Annotated in this window: 15 protein-coding genes and 7 pseudogenes; 15 read left to right on the top strand and 7 right to left on the bottom strand. The window is 49.6% G+C overall.

The features are described from left to right. Nucleotides 1-42: 42 nt before the first annotated feature. The 7 genes and pseudogenes from HWQ43_RS28585 to HWQ43_RS28555 form a co-directional block, all read right to left on the bottom strand. Nucleotides 43-1,680, bottom strand: a complete 1,638-nt coding sequence (locus HWQ43_RS28585) for a cyclic nucleotide-binding domain-containing thioredoxin-disulfide reductase (RefSeq protein WP_292739943.1) — start codon at nucleotides 1,678-1,680, stop codon at nucleotides 43-45. Nucleotides 1,681-1,701: 21 nt separating this feature from the next. Beyond that, nucleotides 1,702-2,307 (bottom strand): nitroreductase family protein, encoded by a 606-nt coding sequence (locus HWQ43_RS28580; protein ID WP_292739941.1) that lies wholly within the window; start codon nucleotides 2,305-2,307, stop codon nucleotides 1,702-1,704. Between the two features lie 52 nt (nucleotides 2,308-2,359). After that, nucleotides 2,360-2,677, bottom strand: a complete 318-nt coding sequence (locus tag HWQ43_RS28575; RefSeq protein WP_292740027.1) for a response regulator — start codon at nucleotides 2,675-2,677, stop codon at nucleotides 2,360-2,362. A gap of 107 nt (nucleotides 2,678-2,784) precedes the next feature. Further along, nucleotides 2,785-3,981: a formaldehyde dehydrogenase, glutathione-independent gene (gene fdhA, locus HWQ43_RS28570; RefSeq protein ID WP_292739939.1), complete on the bottom strand. Its 1,197-nt coding sequence runs from the start codon at nucleotides 3,979-3,981 to the stop codon at nucleotides 2,785-2,787. A 91-nt stretch (nucleotides 3,982-4,072) separates the two neighbouring features. Beyond that, nucleotides 4,073-4,318 (bottom strand): annotated as a pseudogene (locus HWQ43_RS28565) (response regulator transcription factor); the annotation flags it as partial. A gap of 159 nt (nucleotides 4,319-4,477) precedes the next feature. Next, nucleotides 4,478-4,816: a hypothetical protein gene (locus tag HWQ43_RS28560; RefSeq protein WP_292739937.1), complete on the bottom strand. Its 339-nt coding sequence runs from the start codon at nucleotides 4,814-4,816 to the stop codon at nucleotides 4,478-4,480. An 81-nt stretch (nucleotides 4,817-4,897) separates the two neighbouring features. Then, on the bottom strand, nucleotides 4,898-5,608 hold the full coding sequence (locus tag HWQ43_RS28555; protein WP_292739935.1) for a DUF4058 family protein: 711 nt from the start codon (nucleotides 5,606-5,608) through the stop codon (nucleotides 4,898-4,900). Between the two features lie 122 nt (nucleotides 5,609-5,730). Between HWQ43_RS28555 and HWQ43_RS28550 the strand changes: the two genes are divergently transcribed. From HWQ43_RS28550 to clpB, 15 genes and pseudogenes are all read left to right on the top strand, one after another. Further along, a complete protein-coding gene (locus tag HWQ43_RS28550; RefSeq protein WP_292739933.1) occupies nucleotides 5,731-7,668 on the top strand; it encodes a response regulator in 1,938 nt (645 codons plus the stop codon). Nucleotides 7,669-7,743: 75 nt separating this feature from the next. Further along, nucleotides 7,744-10,986, top strand: coding sequence for a PAS domain S-box protein (locus HWQ43_RS28545; RefSeq protein ID WP_292739931.1), 3,243 nt, complete (start codon nucleotides 7,744-7,746; stop codon nucleotides 10,984-10,986). Between the two features lie 207 nt (nucleotides 10,987-11,193). Beyond that, nucleotides 11,194-11,577 (top strand): response regulator, encoded by a 384-nt coding sequence (locus HWQ43_RS28540; protein WP_292739929.1) that lies wholly within the window; start codon nucleotides 11,194-11,196, stop codon nucleotides 11,575-11,577. Nucleotides 11,578-11,697: 120 nt separating this feature from the next. Continuing rightward, complete coding sequence (locus tag HWQ43_RS28535) at nucleotides 11,698-12,099, top strand: response regulator (RefSeq protein ID WP_292739927.1); 402 nt, start codon at nucleotides 11,698-11,700, stop codon at nucleotides 12,097-12,099. 182 nt (nucleotides 12,100-12,281) lie between these two features. Further along, a pseudogene (locus HWQ43_RS28530) lies at nucleotides 12,282-12,401 on the top strand (ATP-binding protein); the annotation flags it as partial. Between the two features lie 41 nt (nucleotides 12,402-12,442). After that, nucleotides 12,443-12,664, top strand: a pseudogene (locus tag HWQ43_RS28525) (TCP-1/cpn60 chaperonin family protein); the annotation flags it as partial. Nucleotides 12,665-13,042: 378 nt separating this feature from the next. Then, nucleotides 13,043-13,252, top strand: a pseudogene (locus HWQ43_RS28520) (Hsp20/alpha crystallin family protein); the annotation flags it as partial. 280 nt (nucleotides 13,253-13,532) lie between these two features. Further along, a complete protein-coding gene (locus HWQ43_RS28515; protein ID WP_292739923.1) occupies nucleotides 13,533-16,157 on the top strand; it encodes a PAS domain S-box protein in 2,625 nt (874 codons plus the stop codon). Between the two features lie 174 nt (nucleotides 16,158-16,331). Continuing rightward, a pseudogene (locus HWQ43_RS28510) lies at nucleotides 16,332-17,330 on the top strand (ISNCY family transposase); the annotation flags it as partial. Continuing rightward, nucleotides 17,311-17,979 (top strand): ChaB family protein, encoded by a 669-nt coding sequence (locus tag HWQ43_RS28505; RefSeq protein ID WP_292739921.1) that lies wholly within the window; start codon nucleotides 17,311-17,313, stop codon nucleotides 17,977-17,979. The pseudogene HWQ43_RS28510 and the gene HWQ43_RS28505, both read left to right, overlap by 20 nt. A 216-nt stretch (nucleotides 17,980-18,195) precedes the next feature. After that, nucleotides 18,196-18,945, top strand: a complete 750-nt coding sequence (locus HWQ43_RS28500) for a YfdX family protein (RefSeq protein WP_366932924.1) — start codon at nucleotides 18,196-18,198, stop codon at nucleotides 18,943-18,945. Nucleotides 18,946-19,029: 84 nt separating this feature from the next. After that, nucleotides 19,030-20,021 (top strand): annotated as a pseudogene (locus HWQ43_RS28495) (J domain-containing protein). Beyond that, complete coding sequence (locus HWQ43_RS28490) at nucleotides 20,018-20,338, top strand: chaperone modulator CbpM (RefSeq protein WP_292739920.1); 321 nt, start codon at nucleotides 20,018-20,020, stop codon at nucleotides 20,336-20,338. Before HWQ43_RS28495 ends, HWQ43_RS28490 begins: the two are co-directional and overlap by 4 nt. Before the next feature lie 105 nt (nucleotides 20,339-20,443). Further along, on the top strand, nucleotides 20,444-20,566 hold the full coding sequence (locus tag HWQ43_RS28485; RefSeq protein ID WP_292739919.1) for a hypothetical protein: 123 nt from the start codon (nucleotides 20,444-20,446) through the stop codon (nucleotides 20,564-20,566). A gap of 31 nt (nucleotides 20,567-20,597) precedes the next feature. Continuing rightward, nucleotides 20,598-23,219: pseudogene (clpB, locus tag HWQ43_RS28480) on the top strand (ATP-dependent chaperone ClpB). Nucleotides 23,220-23,441 lie beyond the last annotated feature (222 nt).

The raw sequence follows: 23,441 nt of genomic DNA, 5'->3' as shown, positions 1-23,441 counted from the left end.
GGTTTTATATTACCTCAATCGATCCTGCGATCGGGGTCCCATTTAGCTAGAAGCCAGGTACTCATGAACGAACTGCACTGCCATTGCCCCTTCTCCGACGGCAGAAGCCACCCGCTTGATGGAACCCAGCCGCACGTCTCCCGCTGCAAAAATGCCGGGAAGACTGGTCTCCAGCAGAAAGGGTTGGCGACGCAGCGTCCACTCGCCTGACTCCATCACTCGCAGACCTGTCTTGACAAACCCGTTGCGATCGCACTGAATGGCATCTGGCAACCATTTCGTATGCGGCACAGCACCGATAAAGACAAAGACTGCCAAACATTTAATCGTGTGAGCTTGTCCGGTTTGACTGCAAAACACCTCAACGGCTTCGAGCCACTTGTTGCCGTACATTTTGCAGATTTCGGTGTAGCATTGCACTTCGATGTTGGGCGTTTGCTCAATCCGCTGCACCAGGTAATGAGACATGGTTTTTCTTAGATCACCGCCCCGAATTAGCAAAAAGACTTTTCGAGTCTGTTCGGAGAGGGAAACTGCCGCCTGACCCGCAGAATTGCCGCCACCCACGACGACCACCTGGGCACCCCGGCACAGCAGAGCTTCCACCGCTGTCGCTGCGTAATAAACGCCGGAGCCTTCAAAGCGATCGCAGCCCTCAACGGCAAGCTTGCGATAGGACGCACCCGCGCAGATTAGAATGCATTTAGCAGAGATTTCTTCGCCGCTCTCTAGTCGCAGCGCGTAGTACCCAGTTTCACGGCTCAGTTGAACTACTTCCGCTGGTGCCGTTAATATAGCCCCAAATTTCTCAGCCTGGATCACGGCTCGATTTGCCAGATCGCTGCCGGAAAGACCCGTTGGAAAGCCCATGTAATTCTCGATTTTGGAACTGGTGCCCGCCTGCCCACCCGGACCCATTTTGTCCAATACGAGGGTTTTCAAGCCCTCCGATGCGCCGTAAATCGCTGCCGCCAACCCCGCCGGACCCGCCCCCACGACTACCAAATCATAGATGGTGTGTTCGATCGGTTTTTTAATGCCGAGGCAGTCAGCCAACTCAGCCATCGAAGGATTTTTCAGTAGCTTATCGTTGCCGCAAATCACAACTGGGGTTTCATCTTCACTGATCCTGAACTGTGTCAGCAGTGTGTCAACTTGAGGATCGTTTTCCAGATCGATCCAGGTAAAGGGAACCTTATTTTTCGCCAGAAACTCGCGAATTCGATGAGTTTCAGGGGAATAGCGTGAACCGACCACCCTGACGGCTACGAAGCCGGATTCCTCAAGCAACTGACGGCGCATCAGAAATGCCCGGAGTAAGACATCACTCAGTCGTGGCATTTCATTCAAAATCCGTCGTAGATCGTCTGCTGCAATCTCATACACCTCACAGTTGGAGTGGGCGATCGCCCTAACAACAGCCGGTCTACCTGTCAAAATATCCACATCCCCCGTAAACTCCCCCGGCTCGTGGATTGTGACGATCTGGTCGTGACCAGAGGAACGATCGACGATCGCAACTTCGCCACGCTTGATCACGAAGAATTGGTAATCCGGTGTGCCTTCCGCAAACAGTGTCTCGCCTGCCTGAAATGCTTTAAGTTTGGCGAATTTGCCCAATGCCGCGATCTGTTCATCGTTGAGTTTGGGAAACGCGATCGGGTGATGCTCTAATGCCATGATTGAAATCCTCGTTCTTGATCACGATACAATTGACGACACCTTTCCCCACTTGCCGCCAAACACAAACTCCCGCTGCGGCTTACGCTGTCTCGGTGTCATATCTCGCTCTCTAAGCGACTCCGGCAACTGAGTTGGATCTCCCAAATACCCAATCGCCAGCGCCGTCCATGCCTCTGAAGCCTTCGGAATCTCGTAGACCTCTCGTGCCCTCTGCGGAACAATCCCGATCATTTGATGCACAAACAGCCCCCGTGCTGTCGCCTCCACACACAGGTTTCCTGCCGCCAGCCCCAGATCGTGAACGGCTGCCCGGTTGGGCTGGTCATTGAGAATAAAATGCAACCGCACAATGCCCAAAGCCAGGACGGGTGCAGCCTTTGCCCAGAGATGGTTTCCCTCTACCAGACAGGACAGGAGTTTCTCAAATTCAGCGGAATTCTCCCGTTTCGCAACGATGTAGGTCCAGGGCTGTTCGTTATAGGATGACGGTGCCCAACGAGCTGCTTCAAATAGTGAACGCAGATCGTCATCCGAAACAGAGCGGTCTTGAAAGGCATAGGGACTCCAGCGTTCAGCGAGAAGTGCATGAATTGGATGATCAGTTGACGCTTTTTTGTTAGTCATAAAACCTACTTCTCCTCAATTCGACTAATATTTCAAAACAACAAGTTCAAAATTACAGACATCGTCTATCGGCTTTAACGTTAGCCACTGTCCACAGCAACTCATCGATATCAAAGGGTTTGGTGATAAATGCTTGATATCCTGCTGCTAACGCCTGATGTTGAGTTTCTTGAGCAACATCGGCACTGAGTGCAATTGCCGGAATGTGTCCTCCCTGCGTTGGACATAATTTCCGTATCCTGCAAATTAAGGAGATGCCATCTTCCTCAGGCAACCGAACCTCACTGATCAGCAGATCTGGTTTGGCTGCCAATAACGTGAATGCCTCACAGGCTAAGCAGGCTCTGATCACCTCCATTCCCGCCTCCATCAGAACAAACGACAGTAACATCAGATTATCTTCGTCATTCTCGACGACTAGGATACGGAGACCACTGAGAGCATCCATAGCAAGATTCCTCCCTTGCTCCAGGAGGCTTACTTCAAGCTGCCGTGGGGGTCAATCACAAATTTTTTGGCGGCTCCTTTGTCAAACGCTTGGTAGCCCTGGGGAGCCTCGTCTAGGGGAATCACCTGAACGTTGACAGCCTTAGCGATTTGGATCTTGTCGTTAAGAATTGCCATCATCAAGCCACGGTTGTATTTTTTGACAGGGGTTTGACCTGTGTAGAACGAAAGGCTCTTTGCCCAACCCAACCCGAAGCGCATGGTCAGATTACCGAGCTTCGCTGCCTCGTCCTCTGCTCCCGGATCTTCGGTTACGTACAATCCAGGAATACCCACCGCTCCGCCAGCCCGAGTGACTTCCATCATGGTGTTTAATACGATCGCGGGTATACCTTTCTTCGGATCATAGTCTTTGCCGTGCCCGTGCGCCTCAAAGCCGACGCAATCGACTGCACAATCGACCTCCGGCACACCGAGAATTTGTTCGATTTGTTCGACGATCAAGGCATCTTTGGAGATATCAACCGTTTCACAGCCGATACTTCTAGCATGAGCTAAGCGAGATGGGTTGCCTGCTCCAACAATCACGACAGCCGCTCCCAATAGCTGTGCTGATGCGGCGGCTGCCAGACCAACCGGACCTGCACCAGCAATGTATACCGTTGAGCCACTTGTGACTCCTGCGGTCACACAACCGTGATAACCCGTGGGCAAGATGTCAGTCAGGCAGGTCAGATCCGGGATCTTTTCCATTGCTTGAGCCTTGTTTGGGAATTTCAGGAGATTGAAATCGGCGTAGGGAACCATGACATACTCTGCTTGACCGCCAATCCATCCGCCCATATCAACGTATCCATAGGCACCACCGGGGCGATCCGGGTTCACGTTCAGGCACACATCTGTATGACGTTCCTCGCAGTTGCGGCAGCGTCCACACGCCACGTTAAATGGCACAGAAACTAGATCCCCTTGCTGAATAAATTGAACGTCGCTCCCACATTCGATCACCTCACCCGTGATCTCATGACCCAGCACCATGCCGATTGGCGCTGTAGTAGGTCCTCTCACCATATGCTGGTCGCTGCCACAAATATTGGTGGAAACAATCTTGAGAATGACGCCGTGATTGCATTTGTTGCCGCGCGGATCAACGAGTTTGGGAAAGTCGATAGTTTGCACCTCGACCTTCCCAGAACCCAAATAAACCACTCCACGATTGCTTGACATGATTTGTTTCTCCTGATTTCAGACAATGCAAAATTAAAAATGGGAACCCCAGGCTGGCAGCCACTTTTAATTTTTAATTCATTCTTGTTTGTTAGTGGACAAGACCCGCACGCAGTGCTCGAATTGCTGCCTGAGTGCGGTCATGAACGCAGAGTTTCTTCAAAATATTGCGAACATGACTTTTCACCGTACCCGTAGTGATCTAAAGCTTCTGGGCGATCGCCAGGTTGTTGAGACCGTCAACAATCAGTTGCAACACGTCTCGCTCCCGTTCAGTTAACGGCTCAACGTTAATGATTTGCTTGTACTCTGGCTCGATCACTCGAATGGCGATCGTCTTAGCAGAATGGTTGATGATGCCCTCAGAGGTTGTTTGAAAAGTAGTTGGCTGTGATTTTAGGCACTTATTGATCCCCCCTAACCCCCCTTAAAAAGGGGGAACCCGGAATCAAAGTCCCCCTTTTTAAGGTGGATTTAGGGGGATCTAAAATGTTTGCTACCAAGAAGAGGACTTTTCAAACATCCTCTCAGAATGAAAGGGTTGAGATTGCTGAAGTAGCCCAGCAACTTCTTGAGCAACATCAATGAACGCACCGTTCAAAGCAAAGTTGCAGTCTGATTGAGGCAGTCTAGAAAACGACTGATCATGACGTTTATATTTTGTTGTGTTGTTCAGGAGATGTTTTTCATCGGTGGTTTCAAGCAACCTATCTGGTTGGTTTTGCAATGCAATTGAAACGACCTTCCAGATGAAGAGAGAGCCAAAATCAATTGGAGTCGCAGATTTTAACTGCTCGAAATCATCTTGTTGGCTTAATAATGAAGGTAATGTCATAGAAGTATCCTCAGTGATGATTGACACCCTAGAGGCGAAATCTAAGGGCTTTCTGAGGAAATTGTGTTTCAAGTCGCTCCATTACGGGTATTCAGGAATGCGTTGTCTAACACAGATGTAGTGGTAAGTCTCATCAAGATCGACAGGTAAATAAAGCCCGCCTTTTAGGAAGAGTGGCAAGATGGGAAGCTTACTTCCTACCGTAAATGCTTCTTGCCAGAAATCGAGGTGAGGTGTTCCGTTCGTTTCTGCAATTCGATAAGCAACTGCGTATAGTTCAGCATCCATCGGTTCTATTTGCGAATCCAAGCGCTTCATTAGCTCGTTGTGTAGATTAGCAGAAAGGTTTGTGACCACATCCACCATCATTAGTCCAATCCCTTGTTGGAGGTAAGTTTGGCATTTAGAGGTAAATGCATCGCGATGCGTCGGGCGATCTTTATTTGCAGGATTAATTAGCTCAATTGCTCCAACGAGCGTGGGTCCTGCTTGAACATTGAAGATTTGAACTTCAACTACGTCTGTTATAGGTTGGAACGGCAGGGTTGCTGTAGGCGCTTGGGGAATCCATTCAGGCAATTCTCCATTTGGGTGTGATGGATTGACTGGAATCCGCTCACTGAACGCCGCAACATCGATTTCGATGCCGAATTGGGCGTTTGGCTCGGCAAAATAGCCTTCTGGAAGCGACTGGTTCAAGCTGTCTGAAAGATAGGTTGACCACGCATTGTGAAAGCTATGCCAGTGCCGTCTAGTGCTCAAGGGCGGTCGAAAGTGATCGAGGAGTGCCATGGAACTTAATTTTTTAAGTTTTTTGCGAGGAAGGCAATAAAAAGTAACTAATTACAACCGAACGTAAGCGGCTTCGGGTCACTTCTGTAATACTAGATTCTATTGCCTGAAGGAGGGATCGTATGAAGCTCCTGATCGTTGAAGATGATCAAGATACGGCTGCTGCCCTGGCGGCTTCCCTGGTAGCGCAGCAGTTTACGGTCGATACAGCGATTGAGGGACAAGCAGCTTTGGCGCTGGCTGAGGCGACTGAGTATGACCTGATTGTGCTGGATGTGATGCTGCCGAGAGTAGATGGCATTAGTCTCTGTCGCCAATTGCGATCGCACAATCAGCAGGTGCCCATTTTGTTACTGACCGCAAAGGATGATCTAGAAGATCGAGTCGCGGGCTTTGAGGCAGGGGCGGATGACTATGTGACCAAACCCTACGAGCGATCGGAACTGCTTGCCCGGATTCGGGCGTTGTTGCGAAGGAGCAGCACGGCATTAACCGAAGTTTTTTGCTGGGGCAGTTTGCAGCTTGACCCCAACTATTGTGATGTGACGTGTCAAGGCAAACCCCTGCATCTCACACCCAAAGAATACAAACTGCTGGAGCTATTTTTGCGACACCCGCGCCGGATTTTTGACCGCCGGACGCTGCTTGATCGCGTCTGGTCAATTGACGAATACCCAGGTGAAGAAGCGGTGACCACTCAAATTCGTGGATTGCGGCGAAAACTCCAGAAGGCAGGGTTGAATCCCGATCCGATCGAAACACTATACGGATTGGGATATCGGCTGCGATCGGTGCCGGAGGAGGATGAGGGGGATGGGGGAGATAGGGAAAATGGGGGAGATCAGGAAGCAATATCTTCCTCACCTTCCTCACCCCCGTCATCTTCCTCACCTTCCTCACCGCTCTTACCTCCCTTATCTCCCACCGAGGCAGAAGCGGAAGCGGTAGCAGCGATTCAGCAGATGTGGCTGGAATTTCAGGAGCGGTTGCAGGGGCAATTGGCAGTGCTGGAAGAAGCAATTTCCCACCTTTCCACTTACACCCTCGCCTCCGATCAGCGGCAGCACGCCCATACCGTCGCCCATCGACTAATCGGCTCTTTGGGAGGATTTGGTTTGCCACAGGCGGCAGAGATTGCTCGTCAGATCGAACACGCCCTGAGAAAGCCAACGGCTCTGGTTCAATCTGAAGCAGCAGCTCAGCTAGAATCATTGCTTCAGCAACTCCGGCGAGCCATCCAGCAATCGCCCACCTACACCCCTACACCCCACACCCTTCAGGTCTTGCTGATCGACGATGACACCGACTTGATTGAACGAATGCAGTCAGATGCTCCACACTGGGGGATTCACCTGGAAACCGCCACTGACCTCACCACTGCCCGCCAACGGCTTCAGCATTTCACACCCGCTGCGATCGCGCTCGATCTCACCTTTCCCAACACGACTGAAACGGGCTTGACCCTGCTGGCACAACTGAAGCGCCAGTTTCCCACCCTGCCAGTGCTGATGCTGACTGGACAGGGCGATTTGACGATGCGCGTGGAAGCCACTCGTCTGGGAGCCAACGCCTTTCTGCAAAAGCCTGCCACGCCCGCTGAAGTGTTTCAAGTGATCACCCAACTGCTCAACCGGATTGACACCATGACTGCCAAACTGCTGATTGTGGATGACGATCTGGACTTATTGAGCCTGCTGCAAGCTAACCTGCAACCCTGGGGCTTTCAGGTGACGACGCTGGCAGACCCCAGCCAGTTCTGGCAGTTCCTGGAAGCCACGACTCCCGACTTGCTATTGCTGGATGTCTCGATGCCGGGATTCAGTGGGATTGAATTGTGTCAGGTGGTGCGTAATGATCCGCGCTGGAGTCAGCTACCCGTGTTGTTCCTGTCCGCTCATTCTGATGCCGATACCCTGCATCGGGCACTGGCAGTAGGGGCGGATGATTATGTCTTGAAGCCGATCGTCGAAGCTGATTTAATTCAGCGAATATTGAAGCGATTGGGACGACTCTCGGATTCCCATTCAAGGAGCTACCATGTCCACACAAGTTCTGAATGAGAGTAAAACTGTCCGTCAATGCCATCCTGGAGGCAGTGCCCACCCTACAGTTTCCTTCACCCGACGGAAAACGCCATGATTCAATTCCATATACAACAGCGGCTGATCAACGTAGGGTTAGGATTGGCGATCGCCCTCATCCTCCTCACAGGCATTGCTGCCTATTTCCATCTCACCTGGCTGATGGGCAGCGCCTATGGCATCAGCTTTGCCCTGTTGGTAGCAGTCTATCTCTTGGGACGACGAGCAGATCAGGATTGCAGACCGACTGAAGCCACCCTCCGCGAGAGCGAAGAACGCTTCTGCAGTTACTTTGAACTCGGACTGATCGGCATGGCGATCACCTCGCCGACCAAAGGCTGTCTGGAGGTCAACGATGATATCTGCCAGATATTGGGGTACGAACGGCATGAATTGTTGCAAATGAACTGGGCAGAGATCACCCATCCAGATGATCTCGCTGCCGATGTGGCTCAGTTCAATCGGGTCGTAGCGGGGGAAATTGACGCCTATTCGTTAGACAAACGGTGGATTTGTAAAGACGGCAGAGTGATTGATAGCACTATTTCAGTGAAATGCGTGCGTCGTGAGGATGGTTCAGTTGATTATTTCGTGGCGCTGTTGCAGGACATCACCGAAGCGAAGCGCGTCGAAGTCGTTCGCAAACAAACAGCAGCAGCCTTACGCGAATCCGCCGAACAGCTCGAACGACAATCGCGCCTGTTCGAGACGACGCTTTCAGCCCTTACCGACAATATCTTCACCTTTGACAAGGGCAAGCGATTCAGATATGTGAATCTGAGTCTAGAAAGATTATGGGGAATCACGCGGGATGAAGCTGTCGGGAAAACCCTGTCCGAACTGGACTACCCGCCCGATTTAGTTGAGCTTTTGGAGGCGCAAATCCAGCAGGTTTTCGACACGCAGCAAGCTGCTACTGGCGAAGTCCCCTACACTAGCCCGCTTGGCGTCAGCGGCTACTATGAATACATCTTCAGTCCGGTCATCGCTGACGGCAGTGTGGAATTAGTGACCGGGTGGGCCCGTGACATCAGCGATCGCAAGCGCGTCGAAGCCGAACGCAAACAGGCAATGGAGGCACTACAGGAGAGCGGACGGCGCTTCAAGGCGGTCTTCAATCAACAGTTTCAGTTCATGGCAATTCTCAGCCCCGACGGCAGGGTCATCGAACCCAACAACACCTGCTTAAGGGGAACCGGCGTTCTACGTGAGCAAGTGGTCGGGCGTCCATTCTGGGAGGCATCGTGGTTCAATCAACTCCCAGTGATGCAGGAACGCTGGCGGCAGGGCATTGCCGAGGTTGCTAGCGGCGGCGGTCCCATTACCGGGGAAGTAAACTATCACACGGCGGACGGGGATTTACAGTATGCCACCTATGCCATCACCGGGCTGAAGGATGACACGGATCAGGTCGTCGAGATCATTGTGGAAGGAGAAGGGGTCGAATTCACCCAGCGGAAACGGGCGGAAATTGAATTACGCGCCAGCGAAGAACGATATCGCAGTCTATTTGAGTCCATTGACGAAGGCTTTTGCCTGTGCGAAATGCAGTTTGACGCAAACAGCAAGCCAGTGGATTACCGCTTTTTAGAAATCAATCCGATGTTTGAGCAACAATCTGGGCTTCAGAATGCGACGGGCAAAACAGTGCGTGAACTGGTGCCAAATCTTGAAGAACATTGGTTTGAGACTTATGGCAACGTGGTGTTAACAGGTGAAACGGTGCGCTTTGTGAACCATTCGGACGTGATGAATCGTTGGTTCGATGTTTGCGCCTTTCGCGTCGGTGGGCAGAAAAGCCAAACCTTTGCCATCCTGTTTACCAATATCACCGATCGCAAAGGCACTGAACTTGCCCTCCAACGAAGTGATACCAAATTCCGAGCCGTGTTTGACCAAATGTATCAGTTTCTCGGCTTGCTCACCCCCGATGGACAGATGATCGAAGTGAATCAGAATCCGCTCACCTTTGCTCAGGTTAAATGGGAGTCTGTGATTGGCAAACCGCTGTGGGAATTTCCCTCCTGGCAGGCAACTGCCGAACTTCAGGCGTTTATCCAAACGGCAGTGGCTGAGGCTGCCACCGGACAGTTTTTCCGCCAGGACGTGATTGTTCCCGCCTCCACTGGCGAACTCCACACCTTCGATTTTTCCCTCAAACCGATCTACGACGACGACGCGGATCGTGTCACCTGGCTGCTTGCCGAAGGGCGTGACATTACTCCCATCGTGCGCCTGCAAACTGCCCTGCGGCAGGAACAAGAGCGATCGCTCCACCTGATCAACAGCAGCGTCGATGGCATCGTTGCTTTTGATACCCACGGCTGTTGCACACTTTGGAATCCTGCAATGGAGCAGCTTACCGGACTCCCGCAAGAAGCTGTCGTGGGCACCTGCGGCACAGATGTGTTTTCTGCCTTGCTAGACGCTAAAACATTGCAGCGCTTTCATCCCGGACGGGATAAAAGCGCTGCAGATTTTGATTTTCACTTTACCCACCCTGCGACCGGGCAACGCCAATGGATCGAAGCCCGCTATTCGCCCCTCCACGATGGCGCCGATACCCCCAACGGCGGACTAATGATGGTGCGCGATGTCACCAAGCAGCGCGAGTTGGAGCGGATGAAGCGCGAATTCATTTCCATTATCAGCCACGAAATTCGTACCCCCCTCTCCTCCATTCGCGGTGCCCTGGGACTCATCGCAGAAGGTATTCTCGACAACGACCCCGCAGCGGCGAAAGAGATGCTGGGCATTGCTAACAACAACATTGAGCGACTGGTGCGCCTGGTCAATGACATTCTGGCACTGAACCGACTGGAATCAGGGCAGGTAGACCTAAAACGACAGTGGTGCGATCCAACGGTGTTGGTGCAACAAGCGTTCTCGAACGTGCGAGCTTTGGCAGAGGCGAACCAGATTACCCTACAGTCATCCGTTTCAGAGATTCAGGTTTGGGCAGACTTCGACTGGTTGATCCAAGTGTTAGTGAATTTAATCAACAATGCCGTTAAATTCTCTCCTGCTGGCACTATCATCTCTGTGGCTGCGGAACCCCAACCTCAACAGGTTTTCTTTAGGGTGATAGATCGGGGACGGGGCATCCCAACCGAGAAGCTAGACACCATCTTTGGACGGTTTCAGCAGGTCGATGCGTCTGATTCTCGCCAAAAGGGCGGTACGGGCTTGGGGCTGTCGATCTGTCGGCTGATTGTGCAACTGCACGGTGGGCGCATCTGGGCAGAGAGCAAACCAGGACAGGGCAGTACCTTTTACTTCACGCTGCCAACTCCGTAGCGTTCATACCAGAAGCCCGGAGAGTGAGCGGGGTCATTGCCAAACCATTTGACCCACTGACGTTGCATTAGGCGCTGCTACTCTAGGTTGGGATTTAGAGCTTCAGTACGCCAGCAGGTTGGGATTGTATTCAATACAAACTGTGTCCAAAAGACATATTATTACAAAAAGGGAGTATTTCTACTGTAGGGAATATTTCTAAATGTTATGTCTTCTTCCGATGCCAATCGACGCATTCTTTTGATTGATGATGAACCTGACCTGTGCCGCATCGTCAAGGTCACGCTTGAACGACTCAAGGGTTGGGAAATCCTTACCGCTGACTCTATACAGGCAGGACTGACACAGGCAGAAGGTAAGCAGCCCGACGTGATTTTGCTTGATTTAACGTTGGATGGAAATGGACTAACTCTGCTGCAAACTTTGAAAAACAATCTGGCGACGCAGGCAATTCCGGTCATCTTGTTCACTGCAACCAATCCGTCTGAGGATTCGCTAGACTTCAACCCCGCTGACATTGCCGGAATTATCCTGAAGCCTTTCAGTGTCTTGCTGCTTGCCGATCAGATTATTGAGCAATTGGGGTGGTGATGCTAATCGCTCAGAATTTCCTCAGAATTTCCTTAAATTATTGATCTTTCATAGATTGTTAGTCTTCAATGACTTAGGGTCTTTTATTCCGAGAGACATGGCATAGTCCAGTTACAGACGATGACGGCAATCTCTGCATCAAAGCGCATCTTGTTAATTGACGACGAACCCGATGTACAACGGGTGGTGCAAACCTGCCTGGAAAAATTAACCCAATGGACAGTCATTATCGCCGCATCGGGAGAAGAAGGACTACTCAAGGCGATCGCTGAACAACCGGATGCGATCGTGCTGGACATTATGATGCCAGACATGGATGGCTATATGTTTCTGGACGCACTGTGGGCTAAACAGGAAACGCAGTCTATACCAGTGGTGTTTTTGACCGCACAGGCTGAATTGCCCAAACCCCAGCAATATGAAGCACGAGGGGTTAAAAGAACGATTGCCAAACCGTTTGAACCGCTCACGTTGCATCAGGCGATCGCCGCTGCTCTGGGTTGGAATCTGGACACTCAGTAAGCCTTGCCTACAGAAAACTCTTTACTTTATCCTGGCAGATTACTGACTAAAACTAAAGGCTGTAAATTAACTGACTGTATCGTGCACCCAGTCGTGTCTTTAGCGACCTTCTTCCCCTATGGGGGATATTTTTGGGTAGTGAGCGAAGACCACGACCATGACAACCGCACCGAACTACGGTGCGTCATACTGGAGGGGCTGGACTAGGATTAGCCATTGCACAGGCGATCGTACAAGCTCATCAAGGCACGATCCAAGTACAGAGTGAGCTAGTGGTCTGTCAATTTGCTATTTGTGGATAAAGACGGTTGAGACGGATACGGGCATCCGCTGTTGTGAACTGCCCTTTGATGAGGGATACGATGCCGTTGCTAATAAATTTGTGAATATGTTCGAGGCGGGCATTGTCGATCCAGCGAAGGTGACTCGTAGTGCTTTGCAGAATGCTGCATCTATTGGTGGTATGATGCTGACCACTAAGGGTGTTGTGGTAGAAAAACCTGACAAGCAGGCGAAAGCGCCAGCTGGTGTCGGACCTGGCCCTGGCGAAGGCTTCGATTATTGAGGAGACTGGGTATTGGGGAGCCAGTCGCGTGCGGAGAGAAGTGCGGTCTTTGGGAGACACTGCGTTGCGGAGGTTCCCTCCGTTGCAGCAAGTGTCGTCTTTGCCCAAGTGGAGCAACTTCGGAGGGTTTCTCCCGTTGAGCGAACTGGCGTGACTAAGAAAGGTTAAAGGGAAGTTATTTGTTTTTCCCCTTACAATTTTGCCTTGTCCCAATCCCCAATCATCATAATTTCCTCAGAAAGCCCTTAGATTTCTTCTTTATAGTGTCAACAGAGTTCAGCACTGGCATGATAGCAACGTTGTTTCAGCGACTGACAAAACCCAGTCTAATGCAGAATTCTAAACACTCAAGTATAGATCATCAGGAGACTTAAAATTATGGCACTCGTTCGTTGGGAACCTTTCCGAGAAGTTGAAAGTTTGCAGCGGCAGTTAAACCGCTTGCTTGATGAAATAGCACCGACAGGTCGTAGAGGAGAGGAAGGCATTGCCTTTATTCCCTCTGCTGAGATAGAAGAAACCCCTGATGCAGTTCATCTCAAGGTAGAAGTTCCCGGTGTAGACCCCAAAGACCTAGATGTGCAGGTGTGAATGAGCAAAAGATCTGGCGTGATTCGCAAATGAGTGGCGCAATCAGTCAATACGTCTCTAGGCCAGCGTTCTGACCTCTGATTACTTGAGATGAATTGGGTTTACGCAGCAGTGATTAGAAGTAGGCCAAGAGCCTACAACGCTTACACGTTCTAGCTTTGCAGGTTTACGCCACTCATTTGCTAATTGCGCCATATTTTCTGCTCATTCACACCTTACCTACTTTACTTGGGCTGCTACGATCTGGACAGAAGATTTAAGAGTGGGAGGGAGAAGCATGAGTTTGGTGATTTCAGACGACATTCTCTGGATTAGCTGGTCGGACTCCTTACTGGCGACATTTGCTCCCACAGCAGAGGCTTTGACCGAACTACAGACGCTGAAAGGTTGGTTTTTTGTTAGTTGTATCAGTTTGCTGCTGTATGGGTTAATTTGGTGCGGTGTTCGGCAACTTCAACAAAAACATCAGTTACTTCAAAATATCATTAACTCTACAAGTGATGCCATTTTTGTGAAGGATCTCCAGGGTCGTTATGTAGTGGTGAACAAAATGGCAGATCAAATGGCAGATCAATCGTTAGGGGTTCATCCTACGATGGGTATTTTAGGGAAAGTTGTCGAACAATTTCTATCTCCTGAAGAGGCTCAACGGATTCGTTCACTTGAACAAACCATTTTGCAGACAGGACAATCGGAGGAGGTTGAAGAATTACTGACCATCAATGGAGAAGCACGGTGGTTTTCGACGACTAAAAGCTTGTGTTTGGACGAGCGATCGCGACCTGTGGGGATCGTGGGCATTGCCAGGGACATCACACAACGCAAGCAAGCCGAGGCAGAACGGCGGCGATCAGAACAGCTACGCATTGAGTTGAAGCTCTTGGAGAATATCCTTGAAATCATCCTGGCAGGCTATTGGGACTGGGACATTCTCGGTAAGCGGCTGTATTATAGCCTCGCCTGGAAGCGGATGCTTGGCTATGACGATCACGAGTTACCAGATATCCCAGAAACCTGGCAACAACTCATTTTTGCAGAAGATTTGCCCCGCGTAATGGACTGCTTTGATCAACATATCCAAAGCCGAGGACAAATTCCTCTTTCTAACGAGGCGAGATACCAACACAAAAACGGTTCTACTATTTGGGTAATCTGTTCGGGGCGTGTGATTGAGTGGGATGAGAATGGTAATCCACTCCGAATCATGGGTTGTCACATTGACATTACCCAACGTAAGCAAGTCGAGGAAGCTCTACGGGAGAACGAGCGTCGCTTCAAGGCAGTCTTCAACCAGCAATTCCAGTTCATGGCAATCCTGAAACCAGACGGGACGGTGATTGACGTCAACGATACTTGCTTAAGGGTGACGGGCGTTTCTGCTGAACGGGTGCTGGGCGTTCGGTTCTGGGAAACGCCCTGGTTTAATCAAATCCCCTTAATGCAAGAACGGTTGCAGCAAGGCATTGCTGAGGTTGTCAGCGGCAGCGGTTCGGTTAGGGGAGAAGTCGAGTATTCGATGGCAGACGGGACGACGCAATTTGCCACTTATGCCATTACAGGACTCAAGGATGATAGAGATCAGGTAGTAGAGATCATTGTTGAAGGAGAAGGGGTAGACTTCACGCAGCGTAAACAAGCGGAAGAACAACTGCGACAGACCAATAAGCAGTTAGCACATGTCAACGCTGAACTCGCTCGTGCAACCCGACTGAAAGACGAATTTCTGGCAAACATGAGCCATGAGTTGCGAACTCCTCTCACCTCAATCCTGGGTATGGCAGATATGCTCAAGCAAGAGATCTATGGGTCGCTAAATGAAAAACAGCACCGATACGTTGAGGTAATTTTCCAAAGTGGAAACCATTTGCTGACGCTGATCAATGACATTCTCGATCTGGCAAAAATTGAGTCTGGCAAGATGGAATTACAGATTCTACCCACTTCGATCGAGGTACTGTGCAATTCCAGTTTGAACTTTATCAAGCAAGTTGCCTATCAAAAAGCAATCAAACTGGAAACTCGTATTCCCACCAACATTGGTCAGATTGATGTGGATGAACTACGAATGCGGCAAGCATTGATCAATCTACTAAGCAATGCCGTCAAATTTACACCGGAAAAAGGACAGGTTGTTTTAGAGGTGAGCCGCGAATTTTCTACAGATAGGCTTCACCAACATACTCAACAAATCATTCGATTTAGCGTCATTGATACAGGTATTGGGATTGCTCCAGAACATCTGCCAAAACTATTTCAATCCTTCGTACAAATTGACAGCAGTCTTAATCGTAAATACAGCGGTACGGGTTTAGGTTTAGCGCTGGTCAAACAAATTGCTGAGTTGCATCAAGGAACTGTTAGTGTCGTCAGTACGGTTGGTCAAGGAAGCCGATTTACCATTACGCTGCCAAGTCAAAATTGCTCTGACTTCACGCAGATGCAAGCTATGCAACTGGAACGAACGTTGCCATCAGAACAGCTCTTGCAACTTCAGAATTCCACGGTTACTGGTTTATTGCCAGCCCAACCTCTGATTCTGTTAGCAGAAGATAACCCAGCAAATATTGACACATTCTCAGCTTATCTCACCAGTTGTGGTTTTCGTTTAATTGTCGCAACAAATGGGCAGGAAGCAATCAATTTAGCCCAACAACAGCCCGACCTGATTTTAATGGACATTCAAATGCCGGGAATGGATGGTTTGGAAGCGATCCGTCAGATTCGAGCCGATTGCACCCTGACGAATGTGCCAATCATTGCGGTGACAGCTTTAGCTATGGCAGGCGATCGCGACAAATGTTTGGCAGCAGGCGCAACAGAGTACCTTGCCAAACCCGTCTCTCTCAAACAACTTAAGACGATGATTCGACAGTTACTTACTATGGCGAAGCTAGCTCAATAGGGGCGAGACGCGATCGCATCGCTGCTTACCTGGACATCACAACCCACATAATGATCCAGCAATTCTCATTTTGGCAAAAAAGCTGTTCAAGTCCTGGAAATGCCGGTATTTTAGGGACATCTGAGAGAGCCAAGAGAGCCAGAACCGTTGAAAGAACGGGGGTTGTTTGACACAATAGTCGGTTCTTTTCGCCAGCGTTTGTCCTTGCTAGCGGACAAACGCAGGGGCAAGAATACCCGCTATGGGATGGAAGATGCAGCCTTAAGCGCGTTTAGCGTGTTCTTCACCCAAACCCCTTCCTTTCTGGCCTATCAGCGCATGATGGAAGGCAGCAAGGGCAGAAGTAATGCCCAGAGCCTATTTGGTGTCCATCAGATCCCAAGCGACAACCAAATTCGGAACCTTGTTAGATCCCGTGGCACCTGAGCACGTTTTTCCTGTATTTGAGGCAAGCTTGCAGGTGTTAGAACAGCAGGGGCAGTTAGAGGGTTTGCGCTCGGTGGCGGATACTCTGTTGATTGCCATCGATGGCACCGAATACTTCAGTTCGAGCCAGATCCACTGCTCAAACTGTTCAAAGCGCACGCTGAAGTCGGGAGAAACCCACTACTTCCATAGCGTCATCACGCCGGTCGTCGGTTGTCCGGGGCAGGCTCATGTAATTCCGTTGGTGCCTCAATTCATCGTGCCTCAGGATGGCCATGACAAACAGGACTGTGAGAATGCTGCCGCGAAACGCTGGTTGGCGCAGCAGGGGTCCCGCTTGAGTGAGCTGAACGTCACGGTTTTAGGGGATGACCTCTATTGCCGCCAGCCCTTGTGCCAGCAGTTTCTAGACCAACAATTTAACTTCATCCTGGTATGTCGTCCCGAATCTCACACCACCCTCTACGAGCATCTGGAGGGCATTGATCTGCCAACGGTCAAAAGCGGTGGACTGGAAGCGTTGAGGCAACCTATACCTACCGGTATCTCAATGGGGTGCCCCTGAGAGATAGCGAGGATGCCCTATTGGTGAACTGGTGCGAAGTCACCGTCAGTCGTCCTGACGGAAAGGTGACGTATAAGAATTCGTTTGCCACCAATCATCCCCTGAGCAATGACAACGTAGTTGAGATCGTTCTAGCAGGGCGTACCCGCTGGAAGGTGGAGAATGAGAATAACAACACGCTTAATTGGTCGCGACTTCCACGTCGAAACTCGCATCTCCGGATTTGTGACTAAACAAGATGTGATCTTGGATGGACTCGCCACCGGAGCGATTTTTGGATCGCTGTTTGGTTCTTTGTTGGCTTTACTTACGGGTGTGGGTGTGTTGTTCATTCCCTTTTTGGGAACCGTAGTAGCAGCAGGCCCTTTGGGAGTAGCATTATTAGGAGCGGCAGGCGGTGCTTTATATGGTTCCTTGGGAGCAGGCATTGGATCTGCCTTAATCGCAATGGGTATGCCGGAGGACAAAGCTGCTATTTACGAAACACGCCTGAAAGCAGGTGAGTTTTTACTGGTCGCGGAAGTGCCACAAGAACAAGCAGACGAAGTTGTCTCACTGTTAGAAAGTGCGGGTGCGGAAGAAGTCGCTATCACTGACATGAAAATTCCCTGTCAACCAAAAGGTGAACTGGCAGATAATGAGCAGATTTCACCAGAAATTAGAGCAAATCTGTCGGACGACGCGCAAAAAACTTTTGTTGATACCTACAATCAGTCGTTCAGAGAAGCCAATGGAAAAGATAATGCCTTGAAGAAGGCTTGGGATCGGGTCAAACAGGTGTTCGATCGCGACGAAAAAGGCACTTATTCCAGGTCTAAAGTCAGATCGTAAATTTCCAGAGTTGCGATCGCCTACAGTGGGGCGTAGCCCATCGCGACGAAAAAGGCACTTATTCCAGTCACAAAACAACTTAACTAACCGGAACAGATTATGAACTCTCAAACATTGAATCAGCCCGATACTCGTCTTCAGCAGGAAATTGATAAGTAGACGCAAAAGGCAACAGATGAGGCTGAAAGATGCCTAGATCGAGAAGCGGTTTCCGCCATCAAAGAAACTCGAAATGCAATTAATGCTATTGAGGAGGAAAATACTCAAGAAGCGATCGCTGCTTTAGAACGAGCAACTGGAAAAATTGACATACTGGTGGCACAATACCCTAAACTAGCTCTAATTCCGGTGGCGGCTCAGGTAGCGATAATCGATTTTGCCCCTCAGGATTTTAATTTGGTTGAGCGAATTCGCAATCAAGTGAAGGGTGTTGCAATTGCGGAAGATTTTCCGGCGGCTCGCGAACTGTTGAACAACCTGATAAGCGAGATTCGCACAGCAATCGTCAATCTGCCATTAGAGAGATATCCAGATGCTACCAAGCAGGCAGCTCGGTTGTTGAACGAAGGCAAAATTGATGAAGCCAAAGGCGTGCTGCAACTTGCGCTCTCAACTTTAGTGGTGACAGAACAAGCTCGACCCCTGCCGCTAGTCAAAGCCCATACCGATCTAGTGACTGCGGTTACTTTAGCAGAGAAGGATCGCGACGCAGCACAGAGGTTGCTAGAAGATGCTCGTACCCAACTCAAGTTAGCTCAAGAACTAGGATATGCCAGAGGCGATCGCGAGTATGCAGCATTTGACAAAGCAATTAAAAATCTAGAGCGGCAAGTTAAGGCACGTGAGAACACAGCAGGCGCATTTGCCAAGCTTCAAGAACAATTTTCTAGTTTCTTCAACCGAGTATCCGAAGTCGTCAAACCAGGTGATTCCTCAAATAGGGCAGAAGCCAGGAGACGCGATTAATCGCGTCTCTATAAGAGTGAGGAGTTTTATCTCCCCCTGCCCCTCTGCCCACCCGTCCCATCGCGTTAATTTCAAGAGGTGCTGATGGTTGCAGCAACCGATTTCAAAGATTATTACGAAATTCTGGGTGTCAGTAAGAACGCCACTCCGGAGGATATCAAAAAAGCCTACCGGAAATTGGCACGGAAATATCACCCGGACTTAAATCCTAACGATAAGCAAGCGGAAGCGCGGTTCAAAGAAATTAACGAAGCTCATGAAGTGCTGTCCGACCCGGAAAAACGCCAGAAGTATGACCAGTATGGTCAGTACTGGCAACAGGCTGCGGCGGGTGCACCTCCACCCAGAGGGGCGGGTACACAAGGTTATGACTTTAGCCAGTATGGCAACTTTAATGATTTCATTGATGAATTGCTGGGAGGGTTAGGTCGCAGTGGCGGTCGTACAAGGCAGCGCACAGCTAATTATCGCACTACAAGAAGACCAGAAGGATTCCGGGAATACGTAGATTTTGGGTATGGAGAAGACCCCTCCAGCCGCTTCACTGATATTCCCGCACAGGATACGGAAGCAGCGATCGCTCTCACTTTTTCTGAAGCGTTTCACGGTACACAGAAGCGGCTACAAATTGATGGAGAAACTATCACTGTTCGCATTCCGCCGGGAGTAAAATCGGGAAGCCGCATTCGAGTCAAAGGCAAAGGACAGATGAGTCCTTTTAGTCAGCAACGCGGCGATTTGTATCTGACAATTGAATTATTACCCCATCCTTTCTTCAAATTTGAGGGCGACAATCTTGCTTGCGAAGTACCTGTCAGCCCAGAGGAAGCTGTACTTGGCGCACAAATAGATGTTCCTACGCCTGATGGCAAGGTAACGATGAAGATTCCGGCCAAGCACTGCGGCTACGTGGCAAGGGCTGGCGCGATCCAAAAGGTAATCGTACCGCTTTGATCGTGCGGTTAAAAATTGTGACCCGCAAAGATTTGAGTCCCCAAGAAAGAGAGTGCTATGAAAAATTGCGACAAGTTAGCAGTTTTAATCCCCGTCAAGGCTTAGAAGAGGTGCGATTATGATTTCTAACCTGAGTTTGTCTAGTGTGGTGTGGTCAGAAACAGGCGATCGCCTCTATAGTTTCGAGCAAGCCGCCTACCTCACCCAAACCTCGGTTTTATTGCTAGAACGATTTGCCCGCCTGGGATTAATTGAACCTGTAGGAACCATGCTGCGCCGACAGGATATGTTTCGCGTTGTGCAGATTCAAAGGTTGCACCGCGATCTGAACTTGAATTGGGTCGGAGCAGCAATGGTGCTAGATATGGTAACTGAAATTGCCCAACTCAAGGTGCAACTGCGTGCCTACCGTGCTGAATTACAAATTCGTAATTCGTAATTAAGAGCGTTAACAAAAATGCGTAGGCTAGGGACGCAAACAACTGTCTCCACCTCCCCACATCTCTCCCTTTCTTTTTCAACGTGATACCATTTCATGAAAATAATGAAACAGACCCAAACCCTGAAAGCCTTAATAGGTAGGGCTTTCTTCAATACGAATTACGTTAGCGCAGCTTTAGCGACGCAGGAACGTCACTACGAATTACGAATTGGTTTGACTGCCTAAATAATTTATTTCTCAGCTAAGGGGCACGATTATGCAACCAACCAATCCCGAGCAATTTACCGAAAAAGCCTGGGAAGCCCTTGTTCGTACTCCCGAAATTGCCAAGCAGTTTCAGCATCAGCACATTGAGAGCGAACATTTGATGCTAGCGCTACTGGAACAGGAAGGACTCGCCAGTTCTATTTTCAACAAAGCTGGGGTGAATGTTCAAAAACTCCACGAGCGCACTATCGACTTCATCAACCGTCAGCCCAAAGTATCGGGGGCTAGCAGTGGTTCGGTATACATCGGACACAGTTTAGAGACGCTACTCGATCGCGCCGAACAATACCGCAAAGAGTTTGGTGATGAATATATTTCTATTGAACATTTAATACTTGCCTTTGCCAAAGACGATCGCTTTGGTAAAGGGTTGTTTCAAGAATTTGGACTGGATGAAAAAAAACTCCGCAACATCATTCAACAGATTCGAGGGAGTCAAAAAGTGACAGATCAAAACCCGGAAGTTAAATATGAAGCGCTAGAAAAATACGGACGCGATTTAACCCAATTGGCACATGAGGGCATACTCGACCCAGTGATTGGACGAGATGAAGAAATTCGCCGCACGATTCAAATCCTTTCTCGTCGGACTAAAAATAACCCCGTACTGATTGGTGAACCCGGTGTCGGTAAAACGGCAATTGTAGAAGGATTAGCGCAGCGCATTGTCAGTGGTGATGTCCCGGAATCATTGCGCGATCGCAAACTAATAGCTTTAGACATGGGTGCGTTAATTGCCGGAGCCAAATACCGGGGGGAATTTGAAGAACGCCTGAAAGCTGTCTTAAAAGAAATCCAAGAAGCACAGGGACAAATCGTTTTGTTCATTGACGAAATTCACACTGTAGTTGGTGCGGGTGCAACGCAAGGATCGATGGATGCTAGCAACTTGCTCAAGCCGATGCTCGCTCGCGGTGAACTGCGCTGTATTGGTGCCACCACGCTAGATGAATACCGCAAGTACATTGAAAAAGATGCGGCTTTGGAACGTCGTTTTCAACAGGTGTATGTCGATCAGCCCAGTGTGGAAGATACCATCTCAATTCTGCGCGGTTTGAAAGAGCGCTACGAGTTACACCACGGCGTGAAGATTTCTGATAGTGCGTTAGTTGCGGCAGCTACTCTGTCTGCGAGATATATTAGCGATCGCTTCCTACCCGACAAAGCTATTGATTTGGTGGATGAAGCTGCGGCTAAACTAAAAATGGAAATTACTTCTAAACCAGAAGAATTAGACGAAATCGATCGCAAAATTCTGCAACTGGAAATGGAGCGGCTGTCACTGCAAAAAGAAACAGACAGTGCTTCCAGAGAGCGTTTAGAACGGCTGGAGAGAGAACTTGCGGAGTTAAAAGAACGGCAAGTTGCTCTCAATGCTCAATGGCAGGCAGAGAAGCAAATTATTGATCGCATTCGCCAAATTAGACAAGAGATTGAGCGTGTTAATGTAGAAATTTAGCAAGCCGAACGCGATTACGACCTCAACCGGGCAGCAGAACTGAAATACAGCAAACTCACTGAGCTGCAACGACAACTAAAAGAAGCCGAAGCGCGACTAGCCCAAATCCAGACTAGCGGTAAATCTCTGTTGCGCGAAGAAGTCACCGAAGCTGACATTGCCGAAATTATCTCCAAGTGGACGGGTATTCCGGTGAGCAGACTGGTTGAATCGGAAATGCAAAAACTCTTGCATCTGGAAGAAGAGCTACATAAACGTGTGATTGGTCAGGACGAAGCTGTAAGATCTGCTGCCGATGCAATTCAACGTTCCCGTGCTGGGTTGGCAGACCCGAATCGTCCCATTGCCAGCTTTATTTTCTTAGGCCCAACCGGGGTGGGAAAAACAGAACTGGCAAAAGCTTTAGCGGAATATCTGTTTGATACCGAAGATGCACTGGTGCGGATCGATATGTCCGAATACATGGAGAAACACGCTGTTGCCCGTCTCATCGGTGCGCCTCCAGGTTACGTGGGCTATGAAGAAGGCGGACAACTCACCGAAGCGATTCGCCGCCGACCTTATTCTGTAATTCTGTTTGACGAAATTGAGAAAGCTCATCCTGATGTATTCAACGTCCTGCTGCAAATCCTGGATGATGGTCGCCTAACTGATTCTCAGGGACGCACAGTAGATTTTAAAAATACGATCGCGATTATGACCAGCAATATTGGTTCAATATACATTTTGGATGTGGCAGGAGACGATAGCAAGTACGAACAAATGCGCGATCGCGTCATGGAAGCAGTGCGAGAAAGTTTCCGCCCCGAATTCCTCAACCGCATTGATGAAATCATTATTTTCCACAGCTTGCGGAAGGACGAGTTGCGCGAAATTGTCAAACTACAAGTGCAGCGTTTAGAGGAGCGACTGCGCGAGCGTAAACTCTCGCTCAAAATCTCCGACGAGGCTCTCGATTGGATTGTTCAGGTCGGTTATGACCCAGTTTACGGTGCTCGTCCCCTGAAGCGGGCGATTCAGCGAGAACTAGAAACTCCGATTGCCAAAGCGATTCTACGCGGCGAGTTCCACGAAGGCGACACAATCTACGTCCATGTAGAACACGAACGACTGGTGTTGAAGCGCTTATCACCTGAACTGGTCAATGCTTAGCCCTCTTTTGTCACTTTGGTAGAACCCAATCGCTGAAAGCCTTTCAGGGATTACATCTCCAGGTTTTGGCTACAAATTTGAGTTACTGTTAGAAAATAAAAGCTCAAAGCTGGGCTACATAAAAGTTTCAGAATGTTGCTTCGATTATTATTTTCTGAAAGTGACAAAAGAGGGTTAGAGGGGGCAGAGGAGCACAAGGGAGAGATAACTCTTGTACAGACA

Source organism: Nostoc sp. JL31, assembly GCF_017114965.1.
GTDB classification, from domain to species: domain Bacteria; phylum Cyanobacteriota; class Cyanobacteriia; order Cyanobacteriales; family Nostocaceae; genus Nostoc; species Nostoc punctiforme_A.
This window is presented reverse-complemented; position numbering and strand designations above follow the sequence as displayed.